At 70.1% G+C, this 9,915-nt stretch carries 7 protein-coding genes; 5 read left to right on the forward strand and 2 right to left on the reverse strand.

Features of this window, described 5'->3' with window-relative positions; genetic code table 11:
* The coding region (locus tag RBXJA2T_RS04740; RefSeq protein WP_009856186.1) for a biotin/lipoyl-containing protein at positions 1 to 315 on the reverse strand (315 nt) is incomplete at its 3' end.
* Positions 316 to 343: 28 nt separating this feature from the next.
* The gene (gene aceE / locus RBXJA2T_RS04745; protein ID WP_009856187.1) at positions 344 to 3,046 is read right to left on the reverse strand and encodes a pyruvate dehydrogenase (acetyl-transferring), homodimeric type; all 2,703 of its coding nucleotides are present in this window, start codon (positions 3,044 to 3,046) and stop codon (positions 344 to 346) included.
* A gap of 164 nt (positions 3,047 to 3,210) precedes the next feature.
* On the opposite strand from aceE, the gene RBXJA2T_RS04750 reads away from it, so the two are divergent.
* The 5 genes from RBXJA2T_RS04750 to RBXJA2T_RS04770 form a co-directional block, all read left to right on the forward strand.
* A complete protein-coding gene (locus RBXJA2T_RS04750) occupies positions 3,211 to 5,799 on the forward strand; it encodes a PAS domain-containing sensor histidine kinase (RefSeq protein WP_009856188.1) in 2,589 nt (862 codons plus the stop codon).
* The gene (locus RBXJA2T_RS04755; RefSeq protein ID WP_009856189.1) at positions 5,796 to 6,419 is read left to right on the forward strand and encodes a response regulator transcription factor; all 624 of its coding nucleotides are present in this window, start codon (positions 5,796 to 5,798) and stop codon (positions 6,417 to 6,419) included. Before RBXJA2T_RS04750 ends, RBXJA2T_RS04755 begins: the two co-directional genes overlap by 4 nt.
* A 73-nt stretch (positions 6,420 to 6,492) precedes the next feature.
* Complete coding sequence (gene folD, locus RBXJA2T_RS04760; protein WP_009856190.1) at positions 6,493 to 7,344, forward strand: bifunctional methylenetetrahydrofolate dehydrogenase/methenyltetrahydrofolate cyclohydrolase FolD; 852 nt, start codon at positions 6,493 to 6,495, stop codon at positions 7,342 to 7,344.
* Positions 7,341 to 9,383 carry a M3 family metallopeptidase gene (locus RBXJA2T_RS04765; protein ID WP_009856191.1) on the forward strand — a complete coding sequence of 681 codons (2,043 nt, stop codon included), beginning with the start codon at positions 7,341 to 7,343 and terminating at the stop codon, positions 9,381 to 9,383. The genes folD and RBXJA2T_RS04765 overlap by 4 nt, the downstream gene beginning before the upstream one ends.
* 9 nt (positions 9,384 to 9,392) lie before the next feature.
* Positions 9,393 to 9,915, forward strand: a 523-nt coding sequence (locus RBXJA2T_RS04770) for a glutaredoxin family protein (RefSeq protein WP_009856192.1), incomplete at its 3' end; no start/stop codon positions are given.

The following is a 9,915-nucleotide window of genomic DNA, read 5'->3' on the forward strand; positions in this document are numbered from 1 at the left end:
CGCGAGCGCTGCAGGCGCAGGCGCCGCGGGTGCGGCCACGGGTGCCGCGGCCGGCGCCGCCGGTGCTGCGGCGTCGTCGCCCACCTCGAGCAGCGCGATCAGGCTGCCCTGGCTGACCTTGTCGCCGAGCTGGATCTTCAGCTCGCGCACCGTGCCGGCGCGTTCGGCCGGGATCTCCATCGAGGCCTTGTCCGACTCGACCGTCGCCAGCGACTGGTCCAGCGCGATCGTGTCGCCCGGCTTGACCAGCAGCTCGATGACCTCGACCTCCTTGAAGTCGCCGATGTCGGGGACCTTCAGTTCCACCACCGCCATGGGTTATCTCCGTTCGTCTTTTCGATTCTCAGGCGTTCAGCGGGTTCGGCTTGGCCGGGTCCAGACCGTACTTGGCGATCGCCTCGGCGACCTTGGCCGGCGGCACCGTGCCCTCCTCGGCCAGCGCCTTCAGCGCGGCGACGACGATGTGGTGGCGGTCGACTTCGAAGTGCGAACGCAGCCGGCTGCGGAAGTCGCTGCGGCCGAAGCCGTCGGTGCCCAGCACCTTGTAGACGCGGCCCTTGGGCATGAACGGGCGGATCTGCTCGGCGTAGTTTTTCATGTAGTCGGTCGACGCGACGACCGGCCCGGCATGCGCGCCCAGTTGCTGCGCGACGTAGGGCACACGCGGCTCGGCGGTCGGGTTCAGCAGGTTCCAGCGTTCGCAGTCCTGGCCGTCGCGTGTCAGCTCGTTGAAGCTCGGCGCGCTCCAGACGTTGGCCGACACGCCCCAGTCGGCGGCCAGCAGGTCGCGTGCTGCCTGGGCTTCGCGCAGGATCGTGCCGCTGCCCAGCAGGTTCACCTTGGGCGGGTGCTCGGCGCCGGGCTCCAGCAGGTACAGGCCCTTGATGATCTGCTCCTCGGTGCCGGGTTTCAGGCCGGGCATCGGGTAGTTCTCGTTGAGCAGCGTGACGTAGAAGAAGACGTTCTCCTGCTGCTCGACCATGCGCTTGAGGCCGTGGTGCAGGATGACGCCGACCTCGTGCGCGAAGCTCGGGTCGTAGCTGACGCAGTTCGGGATCGTGCCGGCCAGGATGTGGCTGTGGCCGTCCTCGTGCTGCAGGCCCTCGCCGTTGAGCGTCGTGCGCCCCGAGGTGCCGCCCAGCAGGAAGCCGCGCGCCTGCATGTCGCCGGCGGCCCAGGCCAGGTCGCCGATGCGCTGGAAGCCGAACATCGAGTAGTAGACGAAGAACGGGATCATGATCCGGTTGTTCGTCGAGTACGAGGTCGCCGCGGCGATCCAGCTGGCCATGCCGCCGGCCTCGTTGATGCCTTCCTGCAGGATCTGGCCGGCCTTGTCCTCGCGGTAGTACATGACCTGGTCGCGATCGACCGGCGTGTACTTCTGGCCCTCGGGGTTGTAGATGCCGATCTGGCGGAACAGGCCTTCCATGCCGAAGGTGCGCGCCTCGTCGACGAGGATCGGCACGACACGCGGGCCCAGCGCCGGGTCACGCAGCAGCTGCGTCAGGAAACGCACGTAGGCCTGGGTGGTGCTGATCTCGCGGCCTTCGGCGGTGGGCTCGAGCACGGCCTTGAAGGTCTCCAGCGGCGGCACGACGAAGCTCTCCTCGGCCTTGCGCCGGCGCTGCGGCAGGTAGCCGCCCAGCGCCTTGCGGCGCTCGTGCAGGTAGCGCATCTCCGGCGTGTCGTCGGCCGGCTTGTAGAACGGGATCTTCGGCAGCTCGCTGTCCGGGATCGGCACGTTGAAACGGTCGCGGAAGTAGCGGATGTCGTCGTCGCTGAGCTTCTTGGCCTGGTGCGCGGTGTTCTTGCCTTCGCCGGCCTTGCCCATGCCGTAGCCCTTGACGGTCTTCACGAGCACGACGGTCGGCTGGCCGGTGTGGGCGTTGGCGCGGTGGAAGGCGGCGTAGACCTTGTTGGCGTCGTGGCCGCCGCGGCGCAGCTGCCAGATGTCGCTGTCGCTCATCTTGGACACCATCTCCAGCGTGCGCGGGTCGCGGCCGAAGAAGTGCTTGCGCACGAAGGCGCCGTCGTTGGCCTTGAAGGCCTGGTAGTCGCCGTCCAGCGTGTCCATCATGATGCGGCGCAGCGCCCCATCCTTGTCGCGCGCCAGCAGCGGGTCCCAGTTGCTGCCCCAGATCAGCTTGATGACGTTCCAGCCGGCACCGCGGAACTCGCCTTCGAGCTCCTGGATGATCTTGCCGTTGCCGCGCACCGGGCCGTCCAGGCGCTGCAGGTTGCAGTTGACGACGAAGATCAGGTTGTCGAGCTTCTCGCGCGCCGCCAGGCCGATGGCGCCGGTGCTCTCCGGCTCGTCCATCTCGCCGTCGCCCAGGAACACCCAGACCTTGCGCTTGGAGGTGTCGGCGATGCCGCGCGCGTGCAGGTACTTGAGGAAACGCGCCTGGTAGATCGCCATCAGCGGGCCCAGGCCCATGCTGACGGTCGGGAACTGCCAGAAGTCGGGCATCAGCTTCGGATGCGGGTAGCTCGACAGCCCCTTGCCGCCGACTTCCTGACGGAAGTTCAGCAGCTGCTCCTCGGTCAGGCGTCCTTCCAGGAAGGCGCGGGCGTAGATGCCGGGCGCGCTGTGGCCCTGGATGTAGAGCAGGTCGCCGCCATGACCTTCGCTGTCGCCGTGCCAGAAATGGTTGAAGCCGGCGGCGAACATGTGCGCCACCGAGGCGAACGAGCTGATGTGGCCGCCCAGGTCACCACCGTCCTCCGGGTGCAGGCGGTTGGCCTTGACGACCATCGCCATCGCGTTCCAGCGCATCGCCGCACGCAGCCGGCCCTCGAGCTCGAGATTGCCGGGGCTGCGCTCCTCTTCGTGGGGCGGGATCGTGTTGACGTAGGCGGTGTTGGCCGAGAACGGCATGCCGACACCGGAACGGCGCGCCTCGTCGATCAGCTGATCGAGCAGGTAGTGCGCCCGCTCGGGGCCTTCGTTGGCGATGACCGCCGACAGCGCCTCCAGCCATTCGCGCGTCTCCTGCGCGTCGTGGTCCCCGGGGTCGCCCGGCAGGGCCTCCGGCATTGCGGACATGCTTGTCTCCTTTGTGGTCGATCTCGGACGGCGGGGAGTTTGTCACGTGCCACGCATTCCGAATAGTGCAGGGCTTTATCGCATTGCGAGATATGAGACCCGGAGCACGCCGACTCGGCGTTGCCCCCGGGCGGATTTCGCCGGCACGCTCGGGATAATGGGTCATGGCTCCGAAATCCGCTTCCCCGTCCGGCCGCGCGGCGCCGGCCACCCGCCGCCGCCGCCCGTTCGCCGGCTGGTGGCGCGGACTCTCGCCGGCGCGCCAGGACCGGCTGGCGACGCTCGGGCCGCTGATGTCGGTGCTGCTGTTCCTCGCGGCGATCACCGCGGCCTTCTGGTATCTGCGCAACGAGGAGATCGTGCGCGAGACCGAGTCGATCAAGCGCGACGCCGAGCTGACCCAGCAGCAGATCGGCCTGCGCCTGATCCAGAACCAGGAACTGCTGACGCCGGTGGCGCGCGAGATGGTCGCGCCGGGCCTGTCGCCGGAGCGTTTCATCGAGCAGGCGACGGCGTTCTCCAAGGACAGGCCCGAGGTCATCCAGGTGAGCTGGGTCGGGGCCGACCGCGTTCCGATCGCGATCCACCTCGCCACGCTGTACGCGCCCGACGCGAGCGTGCGCGAAGGCCGCCCCGGCGCGCAGGCGCCGCTGGCCCCGCTGACAGCCCGCAACGGCGCCGCGGCACAGGCCTTCGACAGCGCCCGCACGACCCGGCTGCCGACCTACTCCGGCTCCTTCGTCGACGACATCGGCAACCCGTACTTCCAGCTGCAGATGCCGCTGATCGAGCGCGGCCGCTTCAGCGGCGTGCTGGTCGTCGAGTACTCGGTGGACACGCTGCTGCGCAACTTCGTGCCCGAGGACGTGGCGCGGCGGCACATGGTCTCGGTCGTCGACCAGTACGGCAGCGTGCTGGCCAGCACCGTGACGCGCCTGCCCGACGCCGCCGGCGGCCGCGAGCCGCTGGTCAGCGACGCGCCGCTGACGCCCGCGCTGAACGGCCTGATGCTGCGTGGCCAGGGCTACCCGACGTCCAAGGGCCTGGTCAGCAACACGCTGTTCTGGATGGTCGTCGCGCTGGCCGGGCTGACGGTCTGGATGCTGCTCGGCACCTGGCGCCACATGCGCCACCGCGTGCGCATCCAGGAGGCGCTGACCCAGGAGACCAACTTCCGCCGCGCGATGGAGAACTCCATGCCCACCGGCATGCGCGCGATGGACCTGGACGGCCGCATGACCTACGTGAACGCGGCCTTCTGCCAGATGACGGGCTTCGCCGAGCACGAGCTGATCGGCCGCCTGCCGCCCTTCCCGTACTGGCCGCCCGACCGCGTCGAGGAGAACGGCCGCTTCCTGCAGCTCGAGCTGCAGGGCCGCAGCCCGTCGGGCGGCATCGAGGTCAAGGTGATGCGCAAGGACGGCCTGGTCTTCGACGCGCGCATGTACGTCTCGCCGCTGATCGACCCCAAGGGGCAGCAGACCGGCTGGATGACCTCGATGACCAACATCACCGAGGCCAAGCGCATCCGCGACCAGCTCTCGGCCTCGCACGAACGTTTCACGACCGTGCTGGAGGGCCTGGACGCCTCGGTCTCGGTGCTCTCGGTGCAGCAGGGCGAGCTGCTGTTCACCAACCGCTCGTACCGGCTGTGGTTCGGCGGCGACGCACGCGGCCACGCGCTGCTGACCGGCGGCGCCGCGCCGGCCGAGTTCATGCCCGGCGCCGAGGACGACGTCGACCAGCTCTCCGGTCTGCCGACGCACGAGCTGACCGAGGTCGGCACCAGCCCGCGCGAGGTCTTCGTCGAGTCGCTGCAGAAGTGGTTCGACGTGCGCTCGCGCTACCTGCAGTGGACCGACGGCCGGCTGGCGCAGATGCTGATCGCCACCGACATCACCGCCCGCCGCCGCGCCGAAGAGCAGACCGCGATGCAGGCGGAGAAGGCGCAGGTGACGAGCCGGCTGGTGACGATGGGCGAGATGGCCTCGTCGGTCGCGCACGAGCTGAACCAGCCGCTGACGGCGATCACCAACTACTGCAACGGCATGGTCTCGCGCGTGAAGGCCGGCAGCATCTCGCAGGACGACCTGGTGGCCGCGCTGCAGAAGACCGCGCGCCAGGCCGAACGCGCCGGCCAGATCATCCACCGCATCCGCTCGTTCGTGAAACGCAGCGAGCCGCAGCGCCAGCCGGCGCAGGCCCAGCAGATCGTCGAGGACGCCGTCGACCTGGCCGGCATCGAGCTGCGCCGGCGCCAGGTGGCGATCCACACCTACGTCGCGCAGCGCCTGCCGACGCTGATGTGCGACCCGATCCTCGTCGAGCAGGTGCTGCTGAACCTGCTGAAGAACGCCGCCGAGGCGATCGACAGCGCCGCGCTGCCGCCGGCACGGCGCCACATCGAGCTGTCGGTGGTGCCACGTTACGCCCAGGAGGAAGGCGACGTCATCGAGTTCAGCGTCACCGACATGGGCCCGGGCATCAAGGAGGAAGTGCTGGGCCGGCTGTACGAAGCCTTCTTCTCGACCAAGGCCGAAGGGCTGGGCATCGGGCTGTCCCTCTGTCGCTCGATTATCGAGTCTCACCGAGGGCGGATGAGGGCCCAGAACCTCTACAATGGCCACCACATCGTCGGCTGCCGTTTCGCCTTCACCCTGCCCGTCGACATCGCGGCGCGCCACGAGGCGGCAGGCACGGGAGACGAGGCGGGCAAGGCGGTTTCATCCACCCCCACCGTCACCTCCACATGAGCCTGATCCCCAAGAAGGGCACCGTCTACGTCGTCGACGACGACGAGGCCGTACGCGATTCGCTGCAGTGGTTGCTGGAAGGCAAGGACTACCGCGTCAAGTGCTTCGACTCGGCCGAGTCCTTCCTCGCGCGCTTCGATCCGCGCGAAGTGGCGTGCCTCATCGCCGACATCCGCATGGACGGCATGAGCGGCCTGGAACTGCAAGACCGCCTGCTCGAACGCAAGAGCCCGCTGCCGATCGTCTTCATCACCGGCCACGGCGACGTGCCGATGGCCGTCACGACGATGAAGAAGGGCGCGATGGACTTCATCGAGAAGCCCTTCAAGGAAGAGGAACTCGTGTCGCTGGTCGAGCGCATGCTCGACCAGGCGCGCCAGGCCTTCAGCCAGCACCAGGAGCAGGCCAGCCGCGACGCGCTGCTGGCGCGCCTGACGACGCGCGAGTCGCAGGTGCTCGAGCGCATCGTCGCCGGCCGCCTGAACAAGCAGATCGCCGACGACCTGGGCATCAGCATCAAGACGGTGGAGGCGCATCGCGCCAACATCATGGAAAAGCTCAACGCCAACACCGTCGCCGACCTGCTGAAGATCGCGCTCGGCGCGCACGGCAAGGCCTGAGCCGCACCCGAAACACCCGTCCCCCGAGGCCGCTGCCCCAGCGGCCTTTCTCGTTTGTGGAGCCGCTAGAAGAATGACCGCCCAGCTGATCGACGGCGTCGCGCTGTCCCGAACCCTCCGTGCCGGCGTCGCCGAACGTGCCGCCGCCCTGCCCCGTCGCCCGGGTCTGGCCGTCATCCTGGTCGGCGAAGACCCGGCCAGCGCGGTCTACGTGCGCAACAAGATCAAGGCCTGCGGCGAGAGCGGCCTGCACTCGGTGTTCGAGAAGTACGACGCCGACCTCGCAGAGACCGCGCTGCTGGCACGCATCGCCGCGCTCAACGCCGACCCGGCGATCGACGGCATCCTGGTGCAGATGCCGCTGCCCAAACACATCGACCCGCAGAAGGTCATCGCCGCGATCGCGCCCGAGAAGGACGTCGACGGCTTCTCGGTGCTGTCGGCCGGCGAGCTGGCCAGCGGCCTGCCCGGCCTGCGCCCGTGCACGCCGTTCGGCTGCATGAAGCTGATCGAGAGCACCGGCCAGAGCCTGAAGGGCAAACACGCGGTCGTCATCGGCCGCAGCAACACCGTCGGCAAGCCGATGGCGCTGCTGCTGCTGCAGGCCAACGCCACCGTCACCGTCTGCCACAGCGGCACCGCCGACCTCGCCCACCACGTGCGCCAGGCCGACGTCGTCGTCGCCGCGGTCGGCCGGCGCAACACGGTCACCGCCGACATGGTCAAGCCCGGCGCGATCGTCATCGACGTCGGCATGAACCGCAACGACGAAGGCAAGCTCTGCGGCGACGTCGACTTTGCCGGCGTGCGTGAAGTCGCCGGCTGGATCACCCCGGTGCCCGGCGGCGTCGGCCCGATGACGATCACGATGCTGCTCGTCAACACGCTGCAGGCGGCCGAGACGGCCCAGGGCGCGGCGCGTTGAGCCCGCTGCTCGACTTCTCCGGCCTGCCGCGGTTCGCCGAGATCCGCGCAGAGCACGTCGTGCCGGCGGTCGACGCGCTGCTGGCCGAGGCCGACGCGGCGCTCGAAGCCGCCGTCTCCGACGCCGTGCCGGCCGAGTACGAGGCGTTGTCGCTCGCGCTGGACGTGCCGGTCGAGCGCCTGCGCCGAGCCTGGAGCGCGGTCGGCCATCTGCAGGCCGTCGCCGACACGCCCGAGCTGCGCGCCGCCTATGGCGAGGCGCTGCCCCGGGTCACCGACTTCCTGACCCGCCTGGGCGCCGACGAACGCCTGTACGCCAAGTACAAGGCGGTCGCGGCGCGGCCCGAGGCCGCGACACTGGCCCCGGCGCGCCGCAAGGCGCTGGCCGATGCGCTGCGCGACTTCGTGCTCGGCGGCGCCGAGCTGCGGGGCGCGGCGCGCGAACGTTTCGCCGCCATCCAGTCGCGCCTGGCCGAGCTGTCGCAGAGCTTCGGCGAACACGTGCTCGACGCCACCGACGGCTTCGCGCTCTACGTCGAGACGGCGGCGCTGGCCGGGGTTCCGGCCGACGTCGTCGAGGCCACACGCGCCGCGGCCGCCGCCGAAGGCCGCGACGGCCACAAGCTGACGCTGCACGAGCCGGTGCTGCGCCCGGTGCTGCAGTACGCGCACGACCGCGCCCTGCGCGAGCAGCTGTTCCGCGCCGACGCCACGCGTGCCAGCGAGTTCGGCGCCGCCGAGCTCGACAACGGCCCGCTGATCGCCGAGATCGTCGCGCTGCGCCAGGAAGAAGCCGCGCTGCTCGGCCTGGCCAGCCATGCCGAGGTCTCGCTGGTGCCGAAGATGGCCGAGACGCCGGCGCAGGTGATGGACTTCATCCGCGACCTCGCGCAGCGCGCACGGCCTTTCGCGCAGGCCGACAAGCAGGAACTCGAAGACTTCGCCGCACGCGAGCTCGGCCTGTCGCCGCTGCAGCCCTGGGACCGGCGCTACGCCAGCGAACGCCTGAAGCAGTCGCGCTACGCCTTCTCCAACGCCGAGGTCCGCCAGTACTTCACCGAGCCGCGGGTGCTCGATGGCCTGTTCGATCTGGTGCGCACGCTGTTCGAGGTCGAGATCGTGCCCGCCGAGGCGCCGGTCTGGCACCCGGACGTGCGCTTCTGCGAGCTGCGCCGCGACCGCCGCACGATCGCCGGCGTCTACCTGGACCTCCACGCCCGGCCCGGCAAGCAGTCCGGTGCCTGGATGGACGACGCCCGCGGCCGCTGGCGGCGGCCCGACGGCGGCGGCCTGCAGTGGCCGCTGGCGCACCTGGTCTGCAACTTCGCGCCGCCGGTCGGCGACAAGCCGGCGCTGCTGTCGCACGACGACGTCGTCACGCTGTTCCACGAGTTCGGCCACGGCCTGCACCACATGCTGACCCAGGTCGACGAGCTGGCGGTGGCCGGCATCAGCGGCGTCGAGTGGGACGCCGTCGAGCTGCCCAGCCAGTTCATGGAGAACTTCGCCTGGGAGTGGGAGGTGCTGTCGCGGCTGTCGGCGCACGCCGACACCGGCGCGCCGCTGCCGCGCGAGCTCTTCGAGCGCATGGTCGCGGCGAAGAACTTCCAGAGCGGGCTGATGATGCTGCGCCACGCCGAGTTCGGCCTGTTCGACATGCGGCTGCACGCCGAGCCGGGCGCCGAACGGCGCGTGATGGCGCTGGCCGAGGAGGTGCGCGCCGAGATCGGCGGCTGGGCGATGCCCGACTGGCATCGCTTTCCGCACAGCTTCACGCACCTGTTCGACGGCGGCTACTCGGCGGGCTACTACAGCTACGCCTGGGCCGAGGTGCTGTCGGCCGACGCCTTCAGCGCCTTCGAGGAAGCCGGCGTCTTCGACCCGGCGACCGGGCGCCGTTTCCGCGAATGCGTGCTCGAGGCCGGCGGCAGCCGCCCGGCGCTGGAGAGCTTCGTCGCCTTCCGCGGGCGTGAACCCCGTCTCGATGCGCTGTTGCGCCACCAGGGCATGACGCTCCCCGGCGCCGCCGTCCTGCGCTAGATTGCCGCCATGCTCCGCACGCGCCAACTCGCCGCCGCCATCACGCTCGCCGCGACCTGCCTGCCGGCTTGGTCGCTGTACAAGGTGATCGGGCCCGACGGCAGCGTGACCTACACCGACCGGCCGCCGGTCGCGTCCAACGCGCGCATCACCAGCATCGGCCGCCACGGCGAGTCGACGCCGCTGGGCGATGCCTCGCTGCCGCTGGAGCTGCGCCAGGCCAGCGCGCGTTACCCGGTCGTGCTCTACGCCGCGGCCGAATGCCCGCCCTGCGACAGCGCACGCACGCTGCTGCAGCAGCGCGGCGTGCCCTATCGCGAGCGCGCCGTGGCCAGCGACGACGACACGCTGGCGCTCGAACGCCTGACCGGCGCGCGCACCGTGCCGGCGCTGACGGTCGGCCAGCAGGTGCTGCGCGGCCTGTCGCCCGCCGACTGGAACGCCTACCTCGACGCGGCCGGTTATCCGCGCGAGTCCAAGCTGCCCAGGAGCTGGCAGCCACCCGCGGTGACGCCGCTGGCCGAGGGCCGGG

This window comes from Rubrivivax benzoatilyticus JA2 = ATCC BAA-35 (genome assembly GCF_000190375.1).
GTDB classification, from domain to species: domain Bacteria; phylum Pseudomonadota; class Gammaproteobacteria; order Burkholderiales; family Burkholderiaceae_C; genus Rubrivivax; species Rubrivivax benzoatilyticus.